The organism is Streptomyces sp. SAJ15 (assembly GCF_007595705.1).
Lineage (GTDB): Bacteria > Actinomycetota > Actinomycetes > Streptomycetales > Streptomycetaceae > Streptomyces.
The window spans coordinates 1-26,020 of the sequence record NZ_NISY01000027.1 but is presented as its reverse complement, the minus strand read 5'-3'; the positions used below and the strand labels follow the sequence as shown (position 1 = coordinate 26,020).

Genomic DNA, 26,020 nt, shown 5'->3' with positions numbered 1-26,020 from the left:
CTTCGAGGGCCGTTCATTCATCGGCTGGCACCGGCACGTCACCCTCGTCACCGCCGCCCACCTGTTCCTCACCGAACAGCGGAACAGCCCAAAAGCCCCTGCCAGGGCCTGACCCTCTACCAGGCCCTGGACCTCCTCCAACACCTCATCGCCACCTGGACCGGAACCTGCCCCACCTGCCAGCAGACCGTCCCATGGCAGCCCTACGACACCACCTAACAAAGCACTACTAGCGGGGCACCCTCAGCCGTTCGGCGACCTCGACATCTACAGTCAGGCCCTGTATGCATTCGCCCTGCTCGGTCAGGCTGTGCCGGAGGGCTTGATCGCGATGGACCATGTGCTCGCCGTCGCGGAGGACAACCCCAAGGTCCTTCACGCTCTGCTGGACGGTCTGTGGCTCGGCGACCGGCTGCCCGACCAGCCCCAGCGCATGCTGGGCATACTGAGCCGGCCGCCTTTCGCTCACGTACCGACCCCGTCGCCCTCTACCGTGAGGCACGCGCGTTGCGGCGGCCCCACCGCTACGACGAAGCCCTCGCCGCCATCGACCGGGCCTTTGGATACCTGCCGCCGGACGTCAGCGTTCACGACGACCTCGTCCGTGAACGCGTCCTGATCACCACAGCACACGACATTGGGCTGCCACGGCTCCAGTCTTCGCGACCGCGCCGTCACCCGGGCGGTGATGGCTGGACGCTCTATCGGGGGCACCGGGTGTTGGGCGCTAGGATTCGGCCGATGACACGGTGGTGACTGCCGTCAACGTTCTGGCGTTTGCTGTCCTCGCGGTGCTGCTGGGTATGGCGATGGCTTCGCGCTGACGGGCACCCGGGCGGTCCGCCTCAGGATGGCCTCCGGCATCGCTCATTCACGACAGGTCAGAGGGCCACCGACGGGGCGCTGTCGACTGTCGGCGGACGCGCTCATGATGAAGTTCCTCGGACAGGGAGGGGCGTGCCGGATGGGTGAGCGCAGTGGCGAGCGGTGGAATGCCGCCGAGTACGAGCAGCCGGTCGGTGAGCTCGTGGACGGCATCGAAGTGGAGGATCGCGTCGGTCCATCAGCGGACGCCAGGCGCGATCCGGGCTGCGGTCGAGCGGATGATCCCTGCCACTGAGAACGTGCGGCGGAAGGAGGCCGCGGTGTGATCACGGGCCGGCTGCGGGAGGGGTACGACTGGGAAAGCGTGTTGCGGGCCCGGCTCGTCGAGGAGGGAATCGGCTCCTGGAGCCGGGAGGACGACGCCGTGCTCGTCGCTGCCTGGTCAACTGGAGAGCCGCTGCCGGAGCTGGCTCGGCGGCTGCAGGTCCGTGCTGTTCCCGGACGCCGTCCGCAGGCTGGCCGCCGGTCGGCCCGCGCGGCGGGATGCCGCCACCGGCGGGGCCGCCGTGCTCACCGGCCGCGAGACCGAGATCCTGCGGCTCATGGCGAAGGGCCTGTCCAACCAGGAGGCCGCCAGGCAACTGCGCGTGAGCCTGGAGACGGTGAAGACGCATGTGGGCAATGCGCTGACCAAGTTGGGCGCGAACAACCGCACCCAGGCAGTCGTCCTGGCCTACGACGCGGGCCTGGTGGGTCCCGGGGCAGCGGACCGGTAGCACCGTGGCAGAGGAACCTCAGGCTCTGAATCCCGGTGCGGCAGCCGGGGATTGATGAGGTGGCGAACCACGTCCCAGGTCGCCCCGGGACGTGGTGAAGAGCGGGTGACGAGAATCCAACTCGCCTACTGAGCTGGGGAATCAACGGCGCTGCCGGGAGTTGAGCGCACCCTGCCGCACGCCCTGCCGACGCCGTCCAATCTGCTGGTGCTCTGGGTCGCCGCCGCGCCCGCGCGGACCAACGCGGGCTGCTCGGCGAGCAGATGCGTGCGGAAAAGAGCGCGGAAGTTTCTGGCCAGTAGCTCTTCCCTTGCGATGTGACGTGTGAAATTTTACAGGCTGGCTGTGCACCCATGCACATGCCAACACCCCCCACCTCGTTCTCACCCCCCACGGGAGAACATCCACACGGGAGAGCAACCCATGCGATTGCCATCGGCACGCAAAAACGCAGGGGTCCTCGCGGCCCTCGCACTAGCGCTCAGTCTCAGTGGCGGTCTGCTCGCCGCTCAGGGAAACGCGGCCCCGCCCGCGGCCCCCGGCCGAACGGGCGCCCCCATATCCCCCATATCCAACGGTTCTGGCCCGCAGGCACAGTTGGCCGCTGTTCCGGGCACCGGCGACTCGGACCATGTGGACGGGCGGGCACCCCGGCCCGCCGACCGGCCCCCGCTGACCGCCTCCAACGACGCCCAGCGGGTCGACTACGACCTGCGCGGCAAGCACCCCTCGCGCAAGCGCCCCTCGATGCGGAAGCAGTCGGCGCGCGCCGCCGCGCCCGAGTGCAACGTCAGCGACTTCACCTCGAACACCGGCAGTGCGCTGGTCGAGAAGATCAAGGGCGCGACGACGGACTGCGTCAACACCCTCTTCAGCCTGACCGGTTCCAATGCCCGCGGCGCCTTCCGCGAGGAGCAGATGGTCACGGTCGCGGGCGCCCTGCGCGACGGCTCCGCCTCCTACCCCGGCGACAGCTCCACCAGCATGCCGCAGATCGTGCTGTTCCTGCGCGCCGGGTACTACGCCCAGTACAACCACCCCGATGACGTCGGCTCGTACGGGCCCGAACTCACCTCGGCCATCCAGGGCGCTCTGGACGCCTTCTTCGCGTCATCGCACTCGCACGACGTCACCGACGCCAACGGCGAGACGCTCGCCGAGGCGGTGACACTCATCGACAGCTCGTCGCAGAACGCCCGCTATCTGTCGATCGTCAAGCGGATGCTGAACGGCTACGACAGCAGCTACGACGGCTCCTACTGGATGCTCAACGCCGTCAACAACGCCTACTCGGTGCTCTTCCGCGGCCACCAGATGCCGGAGTTCGTGAACGCGGTAGAGAGCGACCCGTCCGTCCTCGACACGCTCGACCAGTTCGGCAACCGCCACCTGGACCTGCTGGGCGGCAAGCAGAGCTACCTCACCTCCAACGCCGGACGCGAGCTGGCCCGGTTCCTCCGCCATGAATCGCTGCGCGACAAGGTCCGCCCGGCGGCGAAGGGCCTGATCGAGCAGAGCAGCATCACCGGGCGCACCGCCCCGCTGTGGGTCGGTATCGCCGAGATGGTCAATGAGTACGACAAGGACAACTGCGAGTACTTCGGCGCCTGCGACCTGAAGGACCGGCTGCTGGAGAAGGTGCTGCCGAACCGGCACGACTGCGGCGGCGGCATCACCGTCAGGGCCCAGGAGATCACCTCCGACCAGCTGAACGAGACCTGCTCCAGCCTCAGCAACCAGAACTCCTTCTTCCACGACCTCGCCCGCGACAGCGGGCCGGTGGCTGACGACTACAACGACACCATCGAGGTCATCGCCTTCGACTCCAGCACCGACTACAAGACGTACGCCGGGGTCATCTACGGCATCGACACCAACAACGGCGGCATGTACCTGGAGGGCGACCCGACCAACCAGGACAACCAGCCCCGGTTCATCGCCTACGAGGCGGAGTGGCTCAAGCCGACGTTCGCGATCTGGAACCTCAACCACGAGTACACCCACTACCTCGACGGCCGGTTCAACATGCACGGCGACTTCGAGGCGGGCGTGGCCACGCCGACCGTCTGGTGGATCGAGGGCTTCGCCGAGTACGTGTCGTACTCCTACCGCAAGGAGAACTACGACAAGGCGATCGCGGAGGCCGGCAAGCACACCTACCGGCTCAGCGACCTGTGGAACACCACCTACAGCGGCGACACCACGCGGACCTACCAGTGGGGCTACCTCGCGGTGCGCTTCATGATGGAGGAGCACCGCTCCGAGGTGGACACCGTGCTCCGCAGCTTCTACCGCACCGGTGACTGGCAGGGTGCCCGGAAGTATCTGACCGAGTCCATCGGCACGCTCTACGACAGCCAGTTCGACAGGTGGCTGACCGCCTGTGCCGAGGGCGGCTGCGAAGCGGCCTGACCCTAGGGCTCCGACCCGGATTCTTCCCTCGTGATCCAGGGGCTGGGCCGGCGAACTCGCCGGCCCAGCCCTCCGTGCGCAACGCCCGCTTCGCGGGTGCGCCGAGTGGCGGACTCCGACCGCTGTGACGGGGGTCGATCGAATTGCGCCTCGTCCCCCGAGTCCCGCAGGAACCACTGGTCCCGGGCGGACGCCAGTGGGCTGCCCGCCTGGGCGTCCGGGACCGTGCAGGCGCGGATGTACGCGGCGAGCAGACGTCTCATAGCGCCGCCTCCGCGTGGGTGACGGCGGCGGCCGCGAGCCCGGCGGAGCGGACGTCGGGAGAGTGGTCGCCGACCAGGCGTACTCGCCGAGCCGTACCGGTCCGCGGCGACCGCATGGGCCAGGCAGTGGGTGGACACCCAGGTTGCCGCACACGCGGCGGCCGGACGATCGTGGGCTCAGGCCGACGCGCGGGACGCGGCCTTCCCCCGAGAAGCGATCCCGCCCGCCGGAGTGGTTGCGGAGGCTTCGCCGTTCCTGCACGAGACGTTCCTCGCCGCCCCGCTCGCGCTGCCACTGGGCGACCGTTACCACCCGGGCCTCCCGACGCCCTACCTGAGGTGCAAGGCCCAGGTGGTGCGGCTGCTGCCGGCCGCCGCGCTGCCGCTGCTGCCGCAGCGCAAGCAATACTTCAAAACGGCGCTCGCGAACGCGTCCACGTCAGGGTGCCGCGCGCCGCGGTGCGTGGAGGCGGGGCTGCTCGACGGCCAGGCGCTGGCGGTCGAGAGCGACCCGGCGGTGCTGCTGGTGGTCGCTGCACTGGAGCGGTGGCTGACCGGGGCCGAGCAGAAGGCAGCGGCCATCACAAGCGGCTGACTCGCCGAGGTCAGGGCCGTCGCGTCTGCCGGACGTCGGGGATTGCGGGGGCCGGCTACGGGCGGCGGGTGAAGGAGTGCAGCCGGTCGACCTCGGTGAAGCCGGCCCGGTCGTACAGGCGGTTGGCGGCGGTGCGGTCGCGCTCGGTGTCGCCGGGCGGGGCGTCGTCGTCGACGTAGAGGATCGCCTCGCGGGCGCCGAGCCTGGTCAGCAGGTCAAGGGCGGTACCGAGCAGGGCCAGTCCCAGGCCCTGCCCACGGGCGGGCGGGGCGACGCTGATCCACCACAGCACCCCGAGGCCCGCGACCGGGCAGCCGATCGTCGCCTCCGCGAGGAGTTCCCCGCCTTCGCGGACTTCCAGGCGCTTGCCCGGCGGGTCCTCGCCCTCGTCGACTCTGACGTGGGCCGCGTGGGGCAGCCCGGAGAACGGCAGGGAGTTGCGCATGTAGCGCCACAGGTCACGGCCGGTGAACCCGGCGGAATGGAGGGCCTTGGCGGTCGCGGGACGGTGGCGGGCCGGCAGGCCCTCCAGACCGAGGGTGAGGGCGGAGGCGAACTCAAAGGCGTGCGCCGTGCGCTCACCGAGCCGGTCGAGCGCGCGGGCGATAAGGGCCTCGGCGAGAGCCTGCTCCTCGCGGCAGTGCAGCCACAGGATGAACCCCGCGCTGTCGCTGGGGCGCTTCGCGTAGGAGACGACGCCGAGTACCCGGCCCGCCTCGTCGTGGATCACCTCAGTCGTGGGCGGCTCCAGCTCAGCCCACCAGTCGGTATCGATCGGCGAGCGGCCAGCCAGGGCCTCGGCGAGCATCGCGGGCGTGGTCAGCGGCTGGCCGGGCAGCCGGTCGGCGCCCACCAGGTCGAGCACCGCCGGCTCATCGCCCGGGGCGTAGGGCCGCACCGACAGCTGCGTCGCCGAACGGGGTGTCGTGATCGCCACGAGCGGGTCCGCCTTCCTCGCCGACTGTGCGTCTCCTCCAGCCTGATTCACCAGGAGATCGCGCGCCAGTGCCGGGCTCGGGGGCCTGCGGGTTTCCTCGCGAGGGACGGTGGTGCGGCGGATCCACCCGACCGGGGCTTTCGATCGCGCGAGGAGAAGGTGCTGGACTACTGGCCCGAGATCGCAGCTGCTGCACCGCGTGTACGAGGCGTCTCTGCAGGCGGTAGAGCACGGCGATTCCGCACCTTCCTGCACGGGCGGGCGTGGACACGCCGAGGGCCCCGGGGGCCCACCTGCAGGGTTTTGATCACCGGATGGCGGTCGCCTTCCTATGTCACAACCATGCTTGTGACATCGAGGTCAAGGCTGCCCAGGCTCGTCACCGTCGCGTTCGGCGACGGCACTGACGAGATTGCATCGGAGCGTTCCCGCCAATGGGGGTCTCTCCTGGAACCGCTCGGATGGGATCGCACCCCCCGAGCTACCAAGAGGCCCTGCCTTCATGCCCCTCCCATCGAAAGATCACCCGTCCGGGAATCCTGTTCGATCGCAACATTCCAAGATCGGTTGAACAATGGCTTCTTACGTAAGCGCCAAGCCGCAGACCAGAGTGGCAGCCCCCACGGCCACGCAGGGAGCGAGCGACGGAGTACTGGTAGGGCTTGGTCAGGTGTCAACCGCTGCCCGTAGCACGCGTTCGACAGGCATCGCCCACCCGGATCGCCGATACTGATGGAACGTGCGCACATCGACGAGATGAGAACGCGTAGTGGCGGCAACAGCAGCACCTGCGATGTAAAGATCGCCTCTCGGGCAGAGATTATTTCCGCCATGGCGCCACGGGCAACGCCGTGACCCGATGCAAGGCGCGTAGCGGGAAGGCCGAGCCGTGGTCACCGGCTAACTGTCAATAACTCTTTGCCCTACTAGCCGAAGGGTTCATCGACATGACTGCACAGCACGGCTGGGCTTCCTGCGCCAAGTGCCAGGGCCTTCATTTCGCAGGGTTCCACAACGGCAAGGGAGTCTGCCCGGCGGGAGGTCAGCACGAACAGACGGGCAGCTTCGCCTACGAGATGGACTTCGATGTACCTGAACAGGCTAATGTTCAAACCGGCTGGGCTTCCTGCCCCAGGTGCCAGGGTCTCCATTTTGCGGGATTTCCTGACTTCAAGGGAGTCTGCCCTGCAGGAGGTCAACACGAGCAGACGGGCAGCTTCGCCTACGCTCTCCGTTTCAATGTTCCCCCGCCTCCAGGTTCTCAGGCCGAATGGCGTTCCTGTCCCAAATGCCAGGGCCTGTTCTTCGGTCCTTTTCAAGGGAGGTGCCCGGCTGACGGTGGCGTTCACATCGCGGGAGACAGCTTTAATTATGTGGTGACCGGTAGTCCGCGTCCCTTCGTTACCTTGGGTAAGATCGCTCCACCAGGTCAGGGTGTGTCCATCGAGGTCGCCGGCCGTGGATACACGCCCACTAAGGCGGTGAAGCTCATTTGGCACATCAAGCGAGGCAATACTCTCACAGAGCGTCAAGAAGCAGGCACCGTCGAAGGAAGTGGGATGTTCAGAGCCCTGATTGAACTCAACCCGCCCAACTTCACGAGCGTCGGTGTCAAGGCAGTTGATATAGCCACAAACGCGGACGCGAGTGCATCGATCTTCTCGTGACACGGATTCAGTAGATCGCCGACGGACCGAGACGGGCCGAGTCGAGGCCGGATCAAGGGGCAGTCCCATGGAGTTCGAGCGACCACATCTTGTGTCAGCTTCCTTCGATGACGTCATCGGGAAGCGTATCCTCGCCAATCGGCGCAATTGGCTCCTCGCCGCCCCCATAGCGAATCCGGCGATGGTGACAATGTTCGATCACGCGCTCGATCCTCGGCCCGGTTCACCGTACCTGTGGTGGTCAGGGGAGTTCGTCGGCAAGTACCTCATCTCTGCGGTTCAGGATCTGCGCATGTCGCGCGACAGGCAACTCGAGTCCGCTGTCGCAGATGTCGTACAGGGCTTGACCCGCCATCAAGGCACCGATGGCTACCTGGGGCCTTTCGAAGGAGACGACCGGCTTTTCGGCGACAACTGGGATGTCTGGGGGCACTACCACTGTGTCCTCGGACTCTATGAATGGTTCCGCTACCGCCGCGACGCCCGTGCCCTCGACGCCTGCCGAAGGGCCGCTGACCACCTGTCTACAAGGCTCAGCAGCCCGGGAATGATCGAGAAACTGCGCCATCCGGCGATGAACCTCGCGTTCTCCCACGTCGCCGCGCTTCTGCACCAAGAGACAGGCGAGTCACGCTATTTGAATCTCGTGCGCCTGTTCGAGCGGGCGTGGGCGAGCGTCCCGCTCGGGGGCGATTACGTGGAGAAGTTCCAGACGCCGGGCAGCCTGTTCGCCGCCTTGGGGCCGGCGGCCCGGTGGGAGCGGCTGCACAGCCTGCAGGCAGTGGGCGAGCTGTTTCGGATCACCGGTGAGGAGCGGTACCGCCGGGCCTTCACCAACGCCTGGCAGGGCATCCGTGCATTCGACCGGCACAGCACCGGCGGGTTCTCCGCGATAGAGCTGGCGACAGGCAACCCCTTCGATCCCCGTCCGATCGAGACGTGTGCCACCGTGGCCTGGATGGCGCTGACCGTCGACATGCTCCGACTGACCGGCTCCTGCGAGCCGGCCGACGAACTGGAATTGTCGACCTGGAACGCGTCGCTGGGCTCGCAGAGCCCCGACGGACGATGGTGGACCTACAACACCCCGATGGGGGGCATCCCAACCACGGGCATGGGCGTGATGTCCTTGCCACCTCCACTCAATCGGGTACCCGCATTCGAGGGCACCCGCAGACCCTCACCCCACGACCTGGGCTTCCAGGGGCGGACCGGTGCCGAGTACCTGAGCTGCTGCGCCGCGAATGGTCCCCGAGCACTGGGCATGCTATCGGAGTGGGCGGTGATGGCTGCCGCGGACGGCATCGTCGTGAACTTCTACGGCCCCTCGCGCTTCACCCTCCTGACGCCGACGGGCAACCAGGTCACCATCGAACAGCGCACCCGCTATCCGGTACAGGGCAGAGTCGAGCTGGTCGTGACACCGGCCCGGGACGAGGCCTTCACCGTGCGGCTGCGCGTACCGTCCTGGTCGACGACGACCACGGTCGCCGTCAATGGGGCCTCCCGCCCCGGGGTCGTCCCGGGCAGCTACCACACCGTCGAGCGGACCTGGCGCGCGGGCGACACGGTCGTGTTGGAGTTGGACATGCGTGCCAGGGCCCTGATCGGCGCGGACCCGCCACCTGGCTGCGACCCCCACAGCGGCAAGGGAGCCAAGGGGCGCCTCGCACTGTACCGGGGGCCGATCCTGCTCGCCTACGACGAACGCTACGACCGCTTCGACGTCCAGAACCTCCCGCCGATGGCCGCCACGTCCCAGCTCACCCTCGACGAGTCCGTCCCCGCGCCGCAGGACATGCGCATGGTGCGTGTGCGCGCCCAGACCGACGCCGGCGAGGTCAGCCTGGGCGACTTTGCGAGCGCCGGGATGCCGGGCACGGTTCCCGGCGGGCCGGACGTCGAAGGCCGCGTGTTCCAGTTCGGCCGAAACGACGGTTCGGTCATCGCCCAACGGATCCGGCTACTCGCCGATGGCACCATTCAGGGACACACGCACCCCAATGAGGCGAGCTGGCGCCGGGACAACGACGCACTGGCCTTCTTCACCAGCGAGGGGCGAGCCTCGACGCGCTTCGTGTGGGACGCGCGGGAGAACGGGCTCATCGTGCTGCGGGGCCGCTTCGAGTTCGATGAGCGCGTCGTCCACGAACTCCGCGAAGTCGACCTGGACGTGGAAGGGAAGTGGTTTCAGTTCACCCGAGCGGACGGGGCGATCATCACCAGCCTCCTTCGACTCCGTGCCGGGGGTTCCATCGAGGGCCATTCACATCCCAACGAGCGCTCGTGGGCGCAGCAGGATGGCACGCTCGTCTTCTGCGACGGCGACGGCCGCGTGACGACGCGTTTCACCCAAACCCGTTCACAGTTCGGTCGAGTCGACCATTCGGGTCCGTTCCTCCCCGACGCCGGGGTCACACATCAGCTGCGCCAACTCGACCGCGGCGTCACCGGCAAGGTCTGGCAGTTCCACCGACCGCATACCTTTCCCATTGGCATCCTGCTGCACGCCGACGGCACCATCGAATCCGACCACCCGAACGAGACCTTCTGGACCATGGAAGGGGACCACCTCGTGTTCCTCGATCCCAATCGAAGGCCTACGACGAGATTCGCCCTTGAGAAGGACTCGGATGGGCGCATGACCTGGAAAGGCAAGTTCCTGCCCGACCCGGCCATCACGCATCGGCTGGTGGAGTGGAACATCGATCTGACCTGGGGCGAGAACAGCCGATACATCTCCTGGTTGCCAAGCACAGCCACGATGCCACGAACTCTTCTTCCTTGAACCACCTTTGCCCGCAGCACAGAAACTTGGAACAGAAACCCGAGAGCCTCAGGCACGCTGCGGACGGCGGGCTCTCAGCGGCCGGTAGCCGGCCGGGTCGAGCTTGGCGAGTTCGGTGTCGACCTCGACGTTGATCGTGCCGAAGAAGTTCACGTTCTCGCTGTGGGCCGGGGAGATGTGCGCGAGAAGTTCGTCGTCGACGGCCCGGCCCTCGGCGCGCATCTGCGCGATGGCCAGGCTGGCTAGGGCGGCGCTATTTGGCTTCAGTCGGGGCGACTCCAACTGGCCCGACTGAGAGGGGCGTTCGGATGTACTTGGGAGTAGTGGCGGGGTGAAGTGGCCCCACCCTGGGCCTTGCGGTGGGACGGTGGATGTGCTCGGCCGAGGGTGGGTGCTGTGGATGTCGTTGTCCAAGCAGGAGTTGTTCGACCGGATCCGCCGGGACAGCTGGCAGCAGCAGTTGTCGATCCCGGCGTTGTCGAAGAAGTACGGCGTCCACCGGCGCCTGGTACGCGAGGCGCTGTCTTCGCCCATACCGAAGCCGCGCAAGCAGCCAGCGCGGACGTCACCGCGGATGGAGCCGTACAAGAAGACGGTCGACGAGTGGCTCCGCGCCGACTTGGAGGCGCCGCGCAAGCAGCGGCACACCGCGAAGCGGATCGGTGCGCGGCTGGAAGAGGAGTTCGGCGTCGCTCTTCCCTACACCACGGTGCGCGACTTCGTCACTGCTCGCCGACGGGCGATCGCCGCTGAGGACGGGGTGCTGGCAGAGGGTCTCCTGGTCCGGCACAACGCGCTCGGGGCAGATGCGGAGGTGGACTTCGGTGAGGTGTGGGTTGATCTGGCTGGGCAGCGGGTGAAGTGCCATCTCTTCGCCTTCCGGCTGGCCTTCTCGGGCCGGGCGGTGCACCGGATCTCCCGTTCCTGCGGACAGCAGGCGTTCTTCGAAGGACATGTGCACGCGCTGTCCGTGCTGGGCGGGGTGCCGGCCGGTCAGGTGCGCTATGACAACCTGACCCCGGCCGTTCACAAGGTCATCTTCCGTAGTTCGGCTGAGGGAGGAGAACCCGAAGTGGACCGCGTTGCACGCGTTCTATGGCTTCATCCCGTTCTACTGCGAGCCGGGACTGCGCGGCGCCCACGAGAAGGGCGGAGTGGAGGGTCAGGTCGGCTACTTCCGCCGTAACTACCTCACCCCCGTCCGCGGGTGGAGACGCTGGAGGATCTCAACCAGCAGATCACGGTGTTCGAGGAGCGCGAGCTGAACCGCCGGATCGGCTCACGGATCCGCACGATCGGCCAGGACTGCGCCCGAGAGGCACCGCACCTGCTCCCTTTGCCGCCGGAGCCGTTCGAGACGGCGATGACCTTTGAGCCGCGGGTTGACCGCTACAGCCGGATCACGGTGAAGATGTGCTCGTACTCCGTCCCGGTCCGCTTCATCGACCGCAAGGTCACCGTCCACCTGACCGGCGACACGCTCGTCGTGTTCGACAACCGACGCGAGATCGCCCGCCACGTCCGGCTCGCCGGCCGGGGCCTGGAGCACCTGGTCCTGGACCACTACCTGGAGGTGCTGCTGCGCAAGCCCGGCGCCCTGGACCGCTCCGAGGCACTGCACCAGGCCCGCGCGGAGGGCACCTTCACCGCCGAGCACGAGGCGTTCTGGGCCATGGCCCAGCGGCAACTCGGCGAGATTGAAGGAACGAAGGCCCTGGTCAGGGTCCTGCTCCTGCACCGTCATCAGCAGCACGCGGACATCCATGCTGGCGGGCCTGCGGGCTGCCGTCGAACTGGGCACCTTCAGCGACGACGTGGTCGTCCTTCAGGCCCGCAAGGCCGCCCAGGCAGCCGGCCGGCCCCCACCGTCACCGCCACACCCGCACCGCAGGACCAGGCGGAGCCACTGGATCCGCAGCTGCCGCAGGTCAGCCACCTCACCCCGCGCCGCCTGGCCCGGCCCCTGCCGGAAGACGCCCGCCCCCTGCCCCGCCTGGAGCAGTGGGATGAACTGCTGAACCTGCGACGGAAGGACTCGTCATGACTGCCGCCCAGCACGCGCTCACCGCCCAGGCGTCCGACGCCGCCATTGACACCGCCTGCCGGATGCTGCGGCTGCCCACGATGCGGGCGCAGGCCGCCGACACGATCGCCCGCGCCGAACGCGAGGGGCTCGCCTATGCCGGGTTCCTGGCCGAGCTGCTGATGGCCGAGTGCGAGGACCGCGACCGCCGCCGGGCCGAACACCGCATCAGGGCCGCCCACTTCCCCCGCGAGAAGTCGCTGCGCGACTTCGACTACGGCGCCAACCCCAACGTCGACCCGGCCGTCATCCACAACCTCGCCACCTGCGACTGGATTGCCAAGGGCTACCCGCTGTGTCTGATCGGGGACTCCGGCACCGGCAAGTCCCACCTGCTGATCGCCTTGGGCACCCAGGCCGCCATGGCCGGCCACCGCGTCCGCTACACCACCGCTGCCAGCCTGGTGAACGAACTGGTGGAGGCTGCCGACGACAAGCAGCTGGGCAAGACCATCGCCCGCTACGGGCGCGTCGACCTTCTGGAGATCGATGAGCTGGGCTATCTCGAACTCGACCGCCGCGGCGCGGAGATGCTCTTCCAGGTGCTGACGGAGAGGGAGGAGAAGAACAGCATCGCGATCGCGTCCAACGAGGCGTTCACCGGCTGGTCAAAGTCGTTCACCGACCCGCGGCTTTGCGCGGCGATCGTGGACCGGCTCACCTTCAACGCAACCTTGATCGAGACCGGCACCGAGTCCTACCGCCTGGCTCGCACCAGGGCGAACAAGAACAGCGGCACGAGGTGATGGTCCTACTCCGGCGGCGCAGCGGTATCTGCCCGGCGGGGCTCCGGAGCCCCTGAGGGAGGCAGGAGGTTCCGGGCGAGTACATCCAGCGCCCGCGAGACTTCCCTCAGCCGGTGCGGGTCGTCAGAGCCGAGTGCGGTGGTGAGAGCTTCCTCGATGCCGGCGGCGCGGACCTGCGCCACGCGCTCGGACACCTCGGCGGCCTGACGCACCAGCACACGGCGCCGGTCGGCGGGATCGGGAGTCGTCTGCACCGATCCGGCTTCCTTGAGGCGGGCGATGGCCGAAGACACCTGGCTCTGCGGCAGGCCGGTGCGGGCGGCGATCTCACCGACGGCGGTGTCGGGATGAGCGGCGATGTCGCTGGCCACGATCAATACCAGCCGGGCGCTGCCGGCATAGCGGCCGGAGCCGCCCGGAGGCTCTGGCAGGGCCTCCTCGCCGATCTTCATCAGGGTGCGTCCCAGCAGGAACAGCTCGACTCCATTCACCCGACCAATATACATCGAATTGGATTCATCTAGATTGATGCATCGAGTTCGATGGATTATGTTGGCTGTGACGCGGCGGAAGGCCCGCCGCCCGCAAGGGGGAACCGTGATGTCCAAGGCCACCGGCACGCTCGACGTTCCCGGCGCCGTCCTGCATTACCAGGTCCGTGGCGCCGGGCCGCTGCTGCTCATCTCGCAGAGCGGGGAGGGTGATGCCGACCGCACCACCGACCTCGTCACCCACCTCGTCGACTCTTTCACCGTGGTCACCTACGACCGCCGCGGGCTATCCCGCGGTCGGCTCGACACCCCCGGGCGCGGCGCGACCCTGGCCGAGCACGCGGACGACGTCCACCGCCTGCTGGCCGCACTCACCGACACCCCCGCCCTCATGCTCGGCTGCAGTCTCGGAGCCGTCATCGGCATGCATGCCGCCCTCCGGCACCCCGGACAGATCCGTGCCCTCATCGCCCACGAGCCCGTCGCCCCACGCCTGCTGCGCGACCACGAACGCACCTGCCACGAGCACGAACTCGCAGCCCTCCAGGACCTCTACCTCCGCGAGGGCCTCGCCGCCGCACTCCCGGAAATCGCCAGGACCTTGGGCATCAACCCCGCCGCCACAGACGCGGAACCCGATCTGACACCCCAGCCAATGAACGCCCTGCGCGCCGCCAACTTCGACTACTTCATCCGGCACGACTTCACCGCGATCATTCACGACACCCTCGACATCGCGGCGTTGAAGGGCGTCAGCACACGTATCGTGCCCGCTGCCGGGCGCACCACACCGCGAACCGTCTTCGACTACCAGGCCGCGACAGCCCTGACCACACTGCTCGACCGCGAACTACAGGAACTGCCCGGCGGGCACAACGGAAACACCACCCACCCGCGGGCCTACGCAACACGCATCCGGGAGATCCTCAACGCCGAAGACTGACAGAGCGACCCGTCGCGACACCCTGCCGGAAGGCTGAGCGCGGCGGACAGTCACGGCCCCGGTGGTCCCACATCGAACCGCCCTCCGGGGCCACTTCGCGACGCCTGATCTTCACGAATCATCCCAGAACCGGGGCCAATTGGAGTCGCCCTGCTGGAGCCGCTAGCGGCCGCCCTAGCCACGGGGAGGAGCACAGCCGTGTCAGGACCTCCCGCGTACGGGCCGGCCTGAGGCGCACAGGACAATGGTGCGGCGTCGCGCAGGGTGCGCGGCGCAGGAGAACGTGCCGGGAGTGCTCATGGGTCCGAATCTAGATGAACGCGGCCGCCCTTGGACGGCGACGAACGGCGGACCGATCATCGTCGTCCCGGCGGAGACCGCCGAGCACTGGCGGGGGACGCTGCCGCCCGTGGGCGCCCGGGTGCCCGAGGGCTGGACCTGGGGCACCCCGGGTGGGCCGGAGTGCGACTACGACCGGGCGTGCTATCCGCCCGTGTCCGAGTGGACGCCGATCGGCGGCTTCGGCTGGGTCGACGTACAGGGGCGTCCCACACTGGTCCTCGACGGCGAGCAGCCCACCTGGTTCGCGGCGGACGCCGAGGGCGGGCTCCTCGTGCGCGATGCGGGCGACGAGAGCGGTGACGGTCTCGAGAACGTCCCTGCGGACGGCTGGCGCTCCATCGGAGAGGACGTCGTCTCGCTGACCGACGGCCGCCTCTACATGTTCGATTCGGCATTCCCGGGGGCCGCTGATCCGGAGCGGATCCGCGCCGATGACGGTGTGGGGGTCATCGAGCTGGGCCCGGGGCGCTGGCGGGTCGAGTTCGCCACCGATGCGCACCAGAACGACTACGTGCGCTTCCGCCCCGCGGCCGTACCGGGTGAGTAGCCGCCGGGGCAGCCCCCTGCGGGACACGGCGATCACCGGCCCGTGGTCGGCTTCGGGCCGACGGCGCGCCCGGGGCGAACGCGGCAAGGGGGGAGGGGTGCGTCCGCCCCGGGGTCTGGGAGGGATCAGCGGCAGGCGCGGCTACCGTCGATGCACCGGACCGCGGTGGCCATGAGCCGGTCGCTCATGACGTTGACGAAGTCCCCGTGGTCGGTGACCGGCTTGTGCAGCTGCTCGGGTGCCCTTGAAGGTCAGCGTGACCTGGCGGGGCCGCTGGATCGTGCCGACTGCTTGAAGGCGTCGTCGCGGGTCATCAGGGTCTTCTCGGTCGGCGTCGGGGAGAAGAAGGCTCGCACACGCGCCGACGCTGCTGCATCGTGTTTCTCTTCCAACGACCGGGGTGACAGACGATCTACTTCGCAGACTGCCGCCCACGACCAGCGTGAGCACCCCGAGCACCGGTCACACCAGCCTTTTGACCTGCACCTTCAAGTTGGCGGAGGCTCACTCGGTGAAGCCGGGTGGAGCCCACCCGATGGGCCCCACCAGAGTGGACGCCATCGAGTGGACTCCACTCTGGTGCGCCCGCGATGTCCCGACCCTCACGCGCACTCGGTGCACCGCACCCGATGTTCCGCACCGCACGGGTGCGCGCACCGTCGTCCGATCCCTTGACCAGGTCGGCCTGGCGCGCGTCGGCACCCCTTGACTAGGTGCGCCACCCGGCACGTTTCTCCTTGCCACAGCACGTTCGGGCCGCCAATCAGGCCGTGGTCAAGGGGGTGTGTGGTAGAGGGCCTGCAGCCGCGCGCACCTGGTGCGGTGCGGTGGTGCGCACGGTGCGGTGGATCTGCCCGGCGGTGGTGCGCACCCGATGGGCGCGGTGCGCACCACCGCCACCCTCGGCGCGCGCTACGCGAGGGACGGGCGCACGGGGTGCGCATCGAGGGCCTGGCCCACGCCGACGGCTTCCAGTTGGCGCAGGGTGTCGGCGACGTCCTGGTGGTCCTTGGTGAGGAACTGCTGCGCGAAGTCGATGACGGCGCGGGCGATGCCCTCCGCCGTGTCCGGCCCGGCCTGCGCCCAGATCCGCAGCGAGGTTACGGAGACGCGCCCGAGGGCCTCTAGGGCGAAGGTGTCCTCGCACGGCTCGCCGGTCTCCGGGTCGGGCAGCGCGGTGACCGGGACGACGATGCGTTCGGCGACGTCGACGAGCAGTTCGGGCCGCACCTGTAGAAGGTGAACGGCGGGACGGGCCCGCCCCACCTTCCAGGAGCACCCTGTGGCGAGCACCGCAGACGAGCCCGAGCAGCCCCTTGACCGGACCGGAGAGGCCCCCTCCGTGGACCCCTCCATCACCCCCTCCGCGCCCCGTCGTCAGAAGCCGGGCGTTTCCGCAGGTCACCCCCGGACAGGGGGTCGCCGCAGGTCCGACAACCCTCATGTCCAAAAGCGTCCTACTCACAGGAAGAACTCGACAGGGCCCCGGCGGAGGGAGCTGCTGCAAGCGCTGGGGATCTTCCAGAGGGCTACGCCCGATCAGTTGTGGAAGCTGACCCGTCCGGACAACCAGCACGACAAGCTCACGCGGGACAACCTCCTGGATCTTCAGGACCACCGCCTGGTGAGGATCGAGTTGGTCCGGGAGGACCAGCGGCAGGTGTGGGTGCTGACTAAGCGAGGCCACGGCGAGGTGGAGAAGCTGCTGGAGCCGAAGGGTATACGGGTCTCGGCGCTGCGCGAGGAGAAGTACGACCCGGTCACCGGGGAGCTGCTCGGCACCAGCTACGACGACCACGCCGAGGCGGTCACCTCGACGGCAGCCGAACTCCACCGTGCCGGGATCGGTCACCGGCTCGGCTTCCAGACGGAGATCGGTCACCGGCTCGCAGACCGCTTCGTGCAGCGGGCGGACCTGGAGGTGCGGGCACCGGCGGCGGGGGTGCCGGTGTTGCTGCTGGAGATCGACCGCCGCTCCGAGGACGCGCACGGCTGGTTACCAAGCTGCGCCGGTACTGGGAGTGGGGCCGGCTGCTGCCGCGGGACGCGGACAAGCACACCGTGGACCTGGTCCGCTCCCGGCTGGACGCGATCGAGCACGTCGACCACGAGAAGCGGCTGTGGCGGCGGGTTTACCCGCCGACCGGCCGGGAGGGCCTGGTGCCACTCGCGTTCGTGTTCGCGGACACCACCGAGGCGAAGGTCGCCAACACGGTCGCCGTGCTGGAGGAGGCCGGCCGCCGCTACTGGGCGCCGCGCCGGTACCGGAGCCTCTACCGCGAGGCGATCACGGCGAAGGACTACAGCCAGGCGGTGCCCGTCGTCGTCACCACCCTGGAGCAGCTCCAGCAGCACGGTGCGGACGCGGCGGTGTGGCGGCGGCTGGGACGCAAGGGCGAGCAGACGCTGACGGCCGCGCTCGACAACCCCGACGGCGACGCCCTCTTCCGCGAACAGGAGGCCCGCGCCGACGCGGAGGACAAGCGACGCCGTGCCGCTGAGCGGGAGGCGCAGCGCCCCGTGTGCAAGCGGTGCGGAAGGAAGTTCACCGACGAGCGCTGGGAGGAGATCACCATGCACCGGACGGCCTGGCAGGCCGGTGACCTGTCCGTGTGCGGGCCTTGCCACACCGACGACGTCGCCCGGCAGGAAGCGGCCGCCGAAGCCGCCCGGCGCCAGGCCGCTGCGCCGGAGCCGGAGGCCGACGGCCAGGAGCCGGGCAAGCCCCGCCGCGGCATGTTCCGTCGGTGGACCTGACCCGGGCAAGCCGTAGGCGACCCTGGGCAAGCCTCCCCGGACGGTGGCTTGCCCACCCCGGCCGGTGCACGCTGAGGTGGGCAAGCCTGGCCGGACATCCCGGCCGTGGCTGGCGGAGGAGGATGCGGTGCGCAGTTTCGAGGCGGGGCAGACGGTCGTACGGCGCGACCGGCGCCGCTCGGGCCGGGTGTGGAGCGAGCATGCGCTGCGCGTCGTCGCCGACACCGGCGAGGCCCTGGTGGCCGCCTGCCCGCCGGGAGCGGAGACCCGCTGGCCCGCCCTGTACGTCAAGGCCGGCGCGGAGGGGTGACCGGTCGGTGCGCACCGAGGCGTTCGATGCGATGGCCAGCGGCATGTGAGAACTGGCGGCCGCGGCGTGGCGGGAGACCGAGCTGCTGCTGTGGGAGGGCGCTTCGCCATCGAACGTGACTGGGTGCAGCGCACCAGCTGCTGGAGCCGGGTCACCGACGAAATGTGTCTGTCGAGTGACGGAGCTCTTGCGCTGATCGTTTCCCGCGATGGTCGTGATCGTTTCCCATTCCGCTGGTCAGGACCCGACTCTGGCTGATCGGCGTTCGGCCTCCGGGTGCACGGCTCCTACCTGCGGTTTCCTGCCGATCTACCCAGCGCGGGGCGGCGGGTGGTGCTGTGTCTGCACGTCCGGCGGTTCGCCTGCACGGCTCCCTCATGCGAACCGTGGACGTTCGCTGAGCAGGTCCCGGGGCTGACCCGCCGCTACAGCCGGTGGACCGAACGGCTGCGGTCGGCACTGGCCGAGGTCGGCCTCGCTCTCGCCGGCCGGGCCGGCGCCCGCATCGCGGACGTTTTCGGGATCTCGGTCAGCCGCAGCACGGTCCTGCGGCTGGTCGACGCCCTCTCGGAGCCACAGCCACGGACTCCGCGGGTAGTTGGCGTCGACGAATACGCCATGCGCAAGGGCCGGGTCTACGGAACCGTGCTGGTCGACGTCGAGACCGGCCGCCCCGTGGACCTGTTGCCTGACCGAGAAGCAGAAACGCTCGCAGCCTGGCTCAGTGAACGTCCGGAGATCGAGGTGATCTGCCGCGACCGTGCCCCGTTCTCTCGCTGAAGGCGCCAGAACCGGGGCACCGACAGCTCTCCAGGTCGCTGACCGCTTCCACCTGTGGCACAACCTCGGCGAGGCCGCCGAACGATGCGTATCGCGACACCGCCCCTGCCTGCGGGCACCGTTCACTCCGCCACTTGAGGAGTCCACCAGGACTCCTCAGACCGCCGACGGACGACCACGTCACCATGGCCAACAGGGCACCGGTTCGCCGACCGCACCCGCGAGAAACACGCCACCGTCCACGCGCTATTGGCCAAGGCCACAGCAGGTGAGCCATCGGCCGCCAGCTCGGCATGACCTACCGGACCGTCAAGCGCCTCGCCGACGCCGCCGCCCCAGAAGACCTCTTCCAGGGGCAGTGGCAGAACTGTCCCACGAAGCTCGATGACTTCAAGCCCTACCTCGACGAACGCTGGTCCGAAGGCTGCACCAACGCCTGGACACTGTGGGAGGAGATCACCGCCCGCGGCTACAAAGGCGGCTACGGAGCCGTGCGCGCGTACATCTACCCCAAGCGGACTTCGCCCCAGCCGATCAGTCCTCGGCCGCCGTCGCCCCGTACCGTCGCCGGATGGATCCTGCGGCACCCCGACAACCTGCCTGAAGCCGAACACCTCCAGCTCAAGGCAGTACTGGCTCACTGCCCCGAACTGGACGCCCTCACCCGCCACGTCCGTGCCTTCGGACAGATGCTCACCCACCTTCAGGGCGAGCAACTTCCCCAATGGATCGCAGCGGTACGTGCCGACGACCTGCCCAGCATGCACACCTTCGCCAACGGCCTCGAACGTGACCTCGATGCTGTCACTGCCGGCCTCACCCTGCCCTGGAACTCGGGAATCGTCGAAGGCCATGTCAACCGCATCAAAATGATTGAGCGTCAAATGTACGGCCGAGCCGGCTTCACCCTCCTTCGGAAGCGGGTCCTCCTGGCGTGAACGCGCACGGAGCGTAACCGACCACAGGAATTGATCCAGACCCCGAGTTTTGACAGCACTGCGGTTCTTGCTGGGACAGCATCGGGATGCTCCTGGTGAAAGGGGCTGTTCGTGCCGCTTCGGCTGTTCCGCGTCGTAGCCGGTTTCCAGTACGGCGTGCACGAGCGAGAGTAGGGCGTAGGTCTGCGTCTTGGCTCCAGGGCCGGTGACTCCCTCCGGGGGCTTCTCCCGCGCTCTGCGAAGTCCTTCGCCGGGCAAGCCACGCTCCGGCCCCGACGTTTCCCCAGTGGAGAGGGGGGCTGGCCCCACCATCGACCGGCCCGCTGCCCGGATGGTCCGGCAGGCATCGGACAAGGAGGCTGAAGGCATACTGATCCACCAAGCAAAAAGGGAACCCTCTGTGTTCAGCTTCAAGTCGCCGCGCCGCCGTACCGCCCGCATCGCTGCAGTCGGCGCTCTCGCGGCCGCGGCCTGCGTCACTGTTATGGCTGGCAGTGCCGGAGCCATCGTCAACGGGTCGGACTCCACCGAGAGCTACCCGTTCATGGCGGTCATCCCGGAGTCGGCCCCGGACCAGGGTCTGATCGACGGGAACTGTGGGGCGTCGCTGATCGGTCAGCAGTGGGTGCTGACGGCGGCTCACTGCCTGAAGGTCGAGGGCATCAAGCTGGACGGCATCGTGCGGGTCGGCAGCGACCACCGCAAGTCCGGCGGCACCGTCCGGAAGATCGACCGGACCTTCGTCCATCCCGGCTATGTGAACGGCGACAACAAGGCCGCCAACAAGAACGACATCGCGCTGATACGCCTGGACCGCCCGGTCGCCCAGCGACCCATCAAGATCGCCGAGCAGGCTGGACGGCCCGGCACGCCGACCCGGCTCCTGGGCTTCGGCACCACCGTCGACAGCGAGTTCAAGTTCCCGGACCGGCTGCAGGAGCTGAACACCCGCAGGGGCGCCGAGTCCGAGTGCGCGCCCGGCTACGCGGACCGGACGCGGCTGTGCACGATCACCACCGTGCCCAAGGCCATGGCGTGCTCGGGGGACTCCGGCGGACCGCAGGTCCAAAAGGGCCGGGACGGCCGCTGGGAGCTGATCGGCGTCACCTCGGGGCCCGGCGCCCCGAAGGTGCCGTGCTCGCAGGGCCCCGGCCTCTACACCAGCGCGCCCGCCTACGCGGGCTGGATCGACAAGACCATGAAGACCAACAGCGCTCCGTCGACTGCGGCCAAGGGCTCCGACCTCGCCGAGACCGGCACGAACGACAACACCGCGGCGATCGTCGGCGTGGCCGCCGCGCTGATCGCCGCCGGTGGCGGCACCGCCCTCGCAGTCCGCCGCCGCAAGACTCCGCTTCCGCCCGCCCGGTGACAGCGGCGCCGCCACCCGTCTGCAGCGTCAGGAGGTAGTCGAAGCCCCGCTCCACCTGCTCGGGAGTCAGCGGCGTACGGGACGGGATCAGGTACGGCATGAACCTCTCCTCACGATGACCGCCGTGCGACTCACGGCGTCGTTTTCGTATGGTCGGCGCATCATCGCGACCGGCCTGAACCAGCTGCGCCAGCGCGGTCCGGCCGGCCCGGTGTTCGTCCGCTTCGGCCGCGACCATCCGCAGTCGCTCCTGGAAGCGATCGGCAACCCGCGCCGCGAGGCCGCCGACATCCGCGAGGAAGAGGAGACCAAGGCCCGTGCGGCGGAGTACCAGGCACAGGTACGGCGGGCAGCCCAGGAGCAGGCCGCGAAGCAGGCAGCCGAGCGCGAGGCCCGCCGCCCCGTCTGCAACGGCTGCGGGGCGCGGTTCACCGACGCCCGCTGGCAGGCGGTACAGCCGAAGGACTGGGGAGCCACGAAGGACTCTCACCCGAACCTGTGCGACACCTGCAAGCAGAAGGCCGGCGCCGTCAGCCCAGCGGCTGACACCCAGGAGCGCCAGAAGCCGGTACGCGGCGAGGCAGGGCCGGACGGCTTCTGGGACGCCCCCCAGCGTCCCGTCTGCACCGAATGAGGTGCCGCGTTCACCGACGAACGATGGAAGGCGACCGCGCGCGTCGGATGGAGCCATTCCTCGGTGAAGCGCCCGTCTCTGTGCGGGGACTGCGACCGGCCGTTCGAGTCCGACTTGGAGAAGACCTGGGGTGTCAGTCACTGGCAGGAGGAGCGCGACTAGGAGCAGGACCAGGCCGTGCCCAAGCAGAAGACCACCGGCTGGCTCTCGCGCCTGCGTCGCTGAGCCGGGCAAGCCGCTGGCGGGCGCGGGCAAGCCCAAGGCCACCCTGGGCAAGCCCCGTGCCGCCGGCGGCGGGCAGGCGCGATGGGTACACGTACCGGGCCACGAATGCCGGTGGTGGCTGGGAGGCTGAGACCCATGGACAGGGATGAGTGCCTGTTTCTGAACCTCGTATCAGCAGGTCAAGAGCCGTCAGGCCGAAATGGGGACTTTGTTCGTGTGTTCGGGGAACGGCCACCGCGACCGTTCCCCGAACGGGAACCGCTGCGGCTGGTGTGTCCCAGGTGAAATAAGTGGCTACAGTACTCTGCCCGCGTGGACGGTACGGATGAGGTGAGGAGTCTTCCCGACTGGCGGGTGCTCGTCGTCGGGGGTGCGTCGGGGATGGGGAAGACCAGTGTCGGGCGGGCATTGGCACGACGGTACGACGTCCCCGTCGTGGAGGTCGACGACATCGTGGAGGCCCTCCTTGCGGTGACACTGCCCGAGCACCTGCCGGAGGTCCACTTCTGGCGCACTCATCCGGAGGCCGCCCGCCAGACGCCCGAGTCGGTGGTCGAGCGGCAAATCGCGATCGCCGAGGCGCTGGCGCCAGCGATCGAGGCGGTGGTGGCCAATCATGTGGGCACCGACACCCCGGTGATCCTGGAAGGGGACTACGTCCTGCCCAGACCGGCGACCCCCAAAGGTCCGGTCCGTGCGGTCTTCCTCCACGAGGACGACGAGGGGCAGGTGACGGCCAACTACCTGCGCCGAGAGCCGGAGGCTGGACCGCAGCCCCATCGCGCACGCGTCAGCGTGCTGTACGGCCGGTGGCTCGCCGCACAGGCGCGGGCGGCCGGCGTGCCGGTCGTCGCTCCTCGTCCGTGGGAGGGTCTCGCCGGCCGTGTCGCCGAGACGGTGGAGGATGCCTCTACTGAAACCGTGGCATCAACCCGAACCACCGCTACCCAGAGCCTTCCGAGGAGCCCGGCGGCTCGATAGATCCGAAGGTGACGGTCAGCACCTTCACCCTTGGTCCACCTGCCGTCAGGCTACCGCCCACGCTCCAGGGGTTCAGAAACAGGCACTGAGCTTGTTCTTTATGGTCTGGGCTGGTCGCGTTCGATGAGGGTCTCTGGGCGTTTCACCGTTTTGCCGACGTCGTAGCGGGTTGCGGGTCGCTGGTTCTTCGAACCGAGGGGTCTGCCGGGGCCGGGCCGGTTCGGTTTCGGCGCACGGGCTGGGCATGGCAGGTGAGCACGGAGGTTCCGGAACCCGCGTCGGACTCGGGCCGGGGGCCGGCCGGGCTCGGCGGGCTTCTCCCAGGGGCGGCGGAGGTCTTCGGCCAGCGGGCGGGCGAGGCGGAGCTGGGTGTGGACGGTGATGATCAGCCATGTCCAGCGGTCTGCCGCCTCGGGGGTACGGAGTTTCGGGCGGGTCCAGCCGAGGGTCTGCTTGATCATCCGGAAGGTGTGTTCCAGGTCGAATCTGCGCAGGAACGCCTGCCAGCGCAGGTCCACGTCGGCGCCGGTCATGCCGGTCTGGGAGGACCACAGCCAGACCGGCAGCGGATCCCCGCTGCCGGGCAGGTGGTCGACCTCCAAGCGGATCAACATGCCCTCGATGAGAGGGAGTTCACCGTCGTGGTCGATCCAGGCGGAGCGGTGGGTGAGGCGGGGATGGATGCGGTCCCAGGCCATGGTCTGCGCGGTTCCGTAGCGGTCGGTGACCTGCACGGTGACCGCGTCCGGTTCGCCCCCAGGTCTCCGGTTTGGCGAAGCCGAACTTCTTGCCGTGCTTCAGAGGCCGCCCGCCTTGGGGAGGGCAGATCCAGGGGGGGCACGGGCCTGCGCATCACCCGGTCCGACCGCAGCCGGCCCAGCACTTCAACCGGCAGATCCTGGAGCAGGTGGGCCATACGAGGAGCGTCGTATCCGGCATCGAAGATGACCAGGATGTTCCGATCCCCAGCCTCCCACTGGCCGCCGTGGACGAGGTCCTCAACAACGGGGCGGACCTGGACGGCGGTGACCTCGGCGACGTCGTCCTCGGGGCCGAGGCGGACCGCGTCCAGCAGCTGGCACCGGGAGGTGCGGCCGGTCTCCAGGGCTGCGACGAACGAGTACGGCCAGTCGGGAATCATCAGGTGCTGGTCCCGGCCCTGGCCGAACGTGTGGCAGAACAACCGCTCCGGGCTGCACTCAGCGTCCGGCCGCAGCCAGTTGCTCACGTCCACGGCCAGGACCAGCCGGCTGTCAGCCGCCCGCGGCTGCGGCAGCGCGGCGAGGGTCCGCCGCAGCCGGGCGACGTCGATGCGGCCGTCGTTCAACGCGGCGTACAGCGCGCCGTGCCCGCGTCGGTGCTCGGCCATCAACGTCAGGTCCACTGGGGTCCTCACCGGCCCGTCCGCGCACAGCATCGCGTCGGTCAGCTCGAACAATTCGTCCCGGTGCGCGTGCAGGCACGCGTAGAAGGTGTCCCGGAAGTGTGACGCCCCAGCGAACGGCTCCCGCTGGGCATCGTGATGCATCAGACTCATTCCCCCACGGCCTTCGTACTGGTCACGCGCCTCTTTGGTCGGAGCACAGAATCAGGCGAAGGTCGTGTTCACGTCCCGGAATCCCTATACGGGTGATCACGTTCGGGGCATCGTCCGAGGTCAGACCAATAAGGACAAGCTCAATGATGGCGGCGGTGGAGCTCCAGCGTGGTGACGACCGCCACGCCGAGGGTGATGTGCATGAGGGACAGGGCTGTGACGGTGCCGCCGTCGGCGCCGGACGACAGCGGGCCGGCGACCGACAACAGTGCCAGCCCACCGCCCACGTACTGCGCGATCCGCAGGAAGACCGGCTTCCACAGGGCCATCAAGAGGGCAGCGCCCGTCCCGACGACCAGCGGGACGACGGAGGCGCCGATGACGCCTCCGACCGTGATCGGGTGCTCTACGCCGCCGTCGACGACCATGAGCGAGGCACCGGCCAGCTTGGCGACGGCAAGAACGATCAGATTGACTACGGCTGCGCCGACCGCGCCGGTGACCAGCGCCTTCCACCAGGTGAGGCCAGAACGGCGGACCGAGGGTGCGGCGGGCACAGCGGGGCCGGAGTTTGGAACGGCACTGCTCGACATGGGACTTCCTCCAATTGTGTGAAGTGCTGCGCTGCCCTACGGCCAGCGGCATACGAAGAAGCCTCCAACCTGAACCGCACTTGAGGTCAAGCCCTGTCCCGGCCCTACGAGGTCAGACCATAAAGAACGAGCTGAGGAGTTGTTGCGCGGCCGGGTCTACGGCGCCGACCACGACCACCCGGGCCCGCTCCCGCACCGCGACTACGTCGAACTGGTTGGCGGCCCGCTCGACGGGCTGCTGCTCGACATCACCGGCTGGACAGCGGACGAGATCCAGACGGGCGTCGCGCTGACGACTGAGCTCGGGCAGTTCGGCGCCGGCGGCCGGGCCCTGTACGACCCGCGACCCGGCGAGATTCGCTGGGACTGGTCCGGTGACACTCCCTGACTAACGCTCGGAGGGGGGTTTGTTGGTGTGCCGGGTCGTTGGTGGCCTGGGGTGTTGTGGGTTCGTTGAGAGGCGGAGTTGGCGGTTCGA

The 26,020-nt window shown here is 68.6% G+C and carries 22 protein-coding genes and 3 pseudogenes; 18 read left to right on the top strand and 7 right to left on the bottom strand.

Annotated elements, in window-relative coordinates:
* Positions 1 to 229: 229 nt before the first annotated feature.
* On the bottom strand, positions 230 to 469 hold the full coding sequence (locus CD790_RS33770) for a hypothetical protein (protein WP_144387200.1): 240 nt from the start codon (positions 467 to 469) through the stop codon (positions 230 to 232).
* A 495-nt stretch (positions 470 to 964) separates the two neighbouring features.
* On the opposite strand from CD790_RS33770, the gene CD790_RS35105 reads away from it, so the two are divergent.
* From CD790_RS35105 to CD790_RS33755, 4 genes and pseudogenes are all read left to right on the top strand, one after another.
* Positions 965 to 1,120 carry a hypothetical protein gene (locus tag CD790_RS35105; RefSeq protein WP_186319395.1) on the top strand — a complete coding sequence of 52 codons (156 nt, stop codon included), beginning with the start codon at positions 965 to 967 and terminating at the stop codon, positions 1,118 to 1,120.
* A gap of 190 nt (positions 1,121 to 1,310) precedes the next feature.
* Positions 1,311 to 1,601, top strand: a pseudogene (locus CD790_RS33765) (response regulator transcription factor); the annotation flags it as partial.
* 423 nt (positions 1,602 to 2,024) lie between these two features.
* A complete protein-coding gene (locus tag CD790_RS33760) occupies positions 2,025 to 4,013 on the top strand; it encodes a collagenase (protein WP_144387198.1) in 1,989 nt (662 codons plus the stop codon).
* A gap of 393 nt (positions 4,014 to 4,406) precedes the next feature.
* Positions 4,407 to 4,871, top strand: a complete 465-nt coding sequence (locus CD790_RS33755) for a hypothetical protein (protein ID WP_144387197.1) — start codon at positions 4,407 to 4,409, stop codon at positions 4,869 to 4,871.
* A gap of 55 nt (positions 4,872 to 4,926) precedes the next feature.
* On the opposite strand, the gene CD790_RS33750 is transcribed toward CD790_RS33755, so the two are convergent.
* Positions 4,927 to 5,808 (bottom strand): GNAT family N-acetyltransferase, encoded by an 882-nt coding sequence (locus CD790_RS33750; protein ID WP_260868107.1) that lies wholly within the window; start codon positions 5,806 to 5,808, stop codon positions 4,927 to 4,929.
* 947 nt (positions 5,809 to 6,755) lie between these two features.
* On the opposite strand from CD790_RS33750, the gene CD790_RS33745 reads away from it, so the two are divergent.
* The gene (locus tag CD790_RS33745; protein WP_144387196.1) at positions 6,756 to 7,475 is read left to right on the top strand and encodes a hypothetical protein; all 720 of its coding nucleotides are present in this window, start codon (positions 6,756 to 6,758) and stop codon (positions 7,473 to 7,475) included.
* Positions 7,476 to 7,542: 67 nt separating this feature from the next.
* Entirely contained in the window at positions 7,543 to 10,263 is a 2,721-nt protein-coding gene (locus CD790_RS33740; RefSeq protein ID WP_144387195.1) for a beta-L-arabinofuranosidase domain-containing protein, read from the top strand.
* A gap of 48 nt (positions 10,264 to 10,311) precedes the next feature.
* On the opposite strand, the gene CD790_RS33735 is transcribed toward CD790_RS33740, so the two are convergent.
* Positions 10,312 to 10,485 carry a transposase gene (locus CD790_RS33735; protein ID WP_222108346.1) on the bottom strand — a complete coding sequence of 58 codons (174 nt, stop codon included), beginning with the start codon at positions 10,483 to 10,485 and terminating at the stop codon, positions 10,312 to 10,314.
* Positions 10,486 to 10,663: 178 nt separating this feature from the next.
* On the opposite strand from CD790_RS33735, the pseudogene istA reads away from it, so the two are divergent.
* A pseudogene (gene istA, locus CD790_RS33730) lies at positions 10,664 to 12,307 on the top strand (IS21 family transposase).
* Entirely contained in the window at positions 12,304 to 13,092 is a 789-nt protein-coding gene (istB, locus tag CD790_RS33725; protein WP_144387194.1) for an IS21-like element helper ATPase IstB, read from the top strand. Before istA ends, istB begins: the two are co-directional and overlap by 4 nt.
* 5 nt (positions 13,093 to 13,097) lie before the next feature.
* Here the strand turns inward: istB and CD790_RS33720 are convergent, their stop codons facing one another.
* Positions 13,098 to 13,598, bottom strand: a complete 501-nt coding sequence (locus CD790_RS33720) for a MarR family winged helix-turn-helix transcriptional regulator (RefSeq protein ID WP_186319394.1) — start codon at positions 13,596 to 13,598, stop codon at positions 13,098 to 13,100.
* Between the two features lie 94 nt (positions 13,599 to 13,692).
* Between CD790_RS33720 and CD790_RS33715 the strand changes: the two genes are divergently transcribed.
* The gene (locus CD790_RS33715) at positions 13,693 to 14,526 is read left to right on the top strand and encodes an alpha/beta fold hydrolase (RefSeq protein WP_144387193.1); all 834 of its coding nucleotides are present in this window, start codon (positions 13,693 to 13,695) and stop codon (positions 14,524 to 14,526) included.
* Between the two features lie 298 nt (positions 14,527 to 14,824).
* Positions 14,825 to 15,415 (top strand): Imm21 family immunity protein, encoded by a 591-nt coding sequence (locus tag CD790_RS33710; protein WP_186319393.1) that lies wholly within the window; start codon positions 14,825 to 14,827, stop codon positions 15,413 to 15,415.
* A 912-nt stretch (positions 15,416 to 16,327) separates the two neighbouring features.
* Here the strand turns inward: CD790_RS33710 and CD790_RS33705 are convergent.
* A complete protein-coding gene (locus tag CD790_RS33705) occupies positions 16,328 to 16,645 on the bottom strand; it encodes a hypothetical protein (RefSeq protein WP_260868105.1) in 318 nt (105 codons plus the stop codon).
* 831 nt (positions 16,646 to 17,476) lie between these two features.
* Here CD790_RS33705 and CD790_RS36505 point away from each other — a divergent pair.
* The 7 genes from CD790_RS36505 (at position 17,477) to CD790_RS33665 (ending at position 23,412) form a co-directional block, all read left to right on the top strand.
* The gene (locus CD790_RS36505; RefSeq protein WP_260868104.1) at positions 17,477 to 18,172 is read left to right on the top strand and encodes a hypothetical protein; all 696 of its coding nucleotides are present in this window, start codon (positions 17,477 to 17,479) and stop codon (positions 18,170 to 18,172) included.
* Between the two features lie 127 nt (positions 18,173 to 18,299).
* A complete protein-coding gene (locus tag CD790_RS33690; protein ID WP_260868103.1) occupies positions 18,300 to 18,482 on the top strand; it encodes a hypothetical protein in 183 nt (60 codons plus the stop codon).
* A 276-nt stretch (positions 18,483 to 18,758) separates the two neighbouring features.
* Positions 18,759 to 19,262 (top strand): transposase, encoded by a 504-nt coding sequence (locus tag CD790_RS33685; RefSeq protein ID WP_144387191.1) that lies wholly within the window; start codon positions 18,759 to 18,761, stop codon positions 19,260 to 19,262.
* 293 nt (positions 19,263 to 19,555) lie between these two features.
* Positions 19,556 to 20,200: a transposase gene (locus CD790_RS33680; RefSeq protein WP_144387190.1), complete on the top strand. Its 645-nt coding sequence runs from the start codon at positions 19,556 to 19,558 to the stop codon at positions 20,198 to 20,200.
* 484 nt (positions 20,201 to 20,684) lie between these two features.
* The gene (locus CD790_RS33675; protein WP_313956571.1) at positions 20,685 to 21,572 is read left to right on the top strand and encodes a serine protease; all 888 of its coding nucleotides are present in this window, start codon (positions 20,685 to 20,687) and stop codon (positions 21,570 to 21,572) included.
* Positions 21,573 to 21,696: 124 nt separating this feature from the next.
* On the top strand, positions 21,697 to 22,206 hold the full coding sequence (locus tag CD790_RS33670) for a hypothetical protein (protein WP_144387188.1): 510 nt from the start codon (positions 21,697 to 21,699) through the stop codon (positions 22,204 to 22,206).
* Positions 22,207 to 22,743: 537 nt separating this feature from the next.
* The gene (locus CD790_RS33665; protein ID WP_260868102.1) at positions 22,744 to 23,412 is read left to right on the top strand and encodes a shikimate kinase; all 669 of its coding nucleotides are present in this window, start codon (positions 22,744 to 22,746) and stop codon (positions 23,410 to 23,412) included.
* Positions 23,413 to 23,510: 98 nt separating this feature from the next.
* Here the strand turns inward: CD790_RS33665 and CD790_RS33660 are convergent.
* Both CD790_RS33660 and CD790_RS33655 read right to left on the bottom strand, forming a co-directional pair.
* Positions 23,511 to 24,949, bottom strand: a pseudogene (locus CD790_RS33660) (NF041680 family putative transposase).
* 140 nt (positions 24,950 to 25,089) lie between these two features.
* Positions 25,090 to 25,542 (bottom strand): DUF6069 family protein, encoded by a 453-nt coding sequence (locus CD790_RS33655; protein ID WP_144387187.1) that lies wholly within the window; start codon positions 25,540 to 25,542, stop codon positions 25,090 to 25,092.
* A gap of 139 nt (positions 25,543 to 25,681) precedes the next feature.
* Between CD790_RS33655 and CD790_RS33650 the strand changes: the two genes are divergently transcribed.
* A complete protein-coding gene (locus CD790_RS33650) occupies positions 25,682 to 25,930 on the top strand; it encodes a hypothetical protein (RefSeq protein ID WP_144387186.1) in 249 nt (82 codons plus the stop codon).
* Positions 25,931 to 26,020 lie beyond the last annotated feature (90 nt).

Excerpts from the sequence above, each read along its gene's own strand:
- CD790_RS35105 (WP_186319395.1), top strand. The coding sequence starts at position 965 with ATGGGTGAGCGCAGTGGCGAGCGGTGGAATGCCGCCGAGTACGAGCAG.
- CD790_RS33760 (WP_144387198.1), top strand. The coding sequence starts at position 2,025 with ATGCGATTGCCATCGGCACGCAAAAACGCAGGGGTCCTCGCGGCCCTC.
- CD790_RS33745 (WP_144387196.1), top strand. The coding sequence starts at position 6,756 with ATGACTGCACAGCACGGCTGGGCTTCCTGCGCCAAGTGCCAGGGCCTT.
- CD790_RS33740 (WP_144387195.1), top strand. The coding sequence starts at position 7,543 with ATGGAGTTCGAGCGACCACATCTTGTGTCAGCTTCCTTCGATGACGTC.
- CD790_RS33735 (WP_222108346.1), bottom strand. The coding sequence starts at position 10,485 with ATGCGCGCCGAGGGCCGGGCCGTCGACGACGAACTTCTCGCGCACATC.
- istB (WP_144387194.1), top strand. The coding sequence starts at position 12,304 with ATGACTGCCGCCCAGCACGCGCTCACCGCCCAGGCGTCCGACGCCGCC.
- CD790_RS33720 (WP_186319394.1), bottom strand. The coding sequence starts at position 13,598 with ATGTATATTGGTCGGGTGAATGGAGTCGAGCTGTTCCTGCTGGGACGC.
- CD790_RS33715 (WP_144387193.1), top strand. The coding sequence starts at position 13,693 with ATGTCCAAGGCCACCGGCACGCTCGACGTTCCCGGCGCCGTCCTGCAT.
- CD790_RS33710 (WP_186319393.1), top strand. The coding sequence starts at position 14,825 with ATGGGTCCGAATCTAGATGAACGCGGCCGCCCTTGGACGGCGACGAAC.
- CD790_RS33680 (WP_144387190.1), top strand. The coding sequence starts at position 19,556 with ATGACCTACCGGACCGTCAAGCGCCTCGCCGACGCCGCCGCCCCAGAA.
- CD790_RS33675 (WP_313956571.1), top strand. The coding sequence starts at position 20,685 with ATGGCTGGCAGTGCCGGAGCCATCGTCAACGGGTCGGACTCCACCGAG.
- CD790_RS33655 (WP_144387187.1), bottom strand. The coding sequence starts at position 25,542 with ATGTCGAGCAGTGCCGTTCCAAACTCCGGCCCCGCTGTGCCCGCCGCA.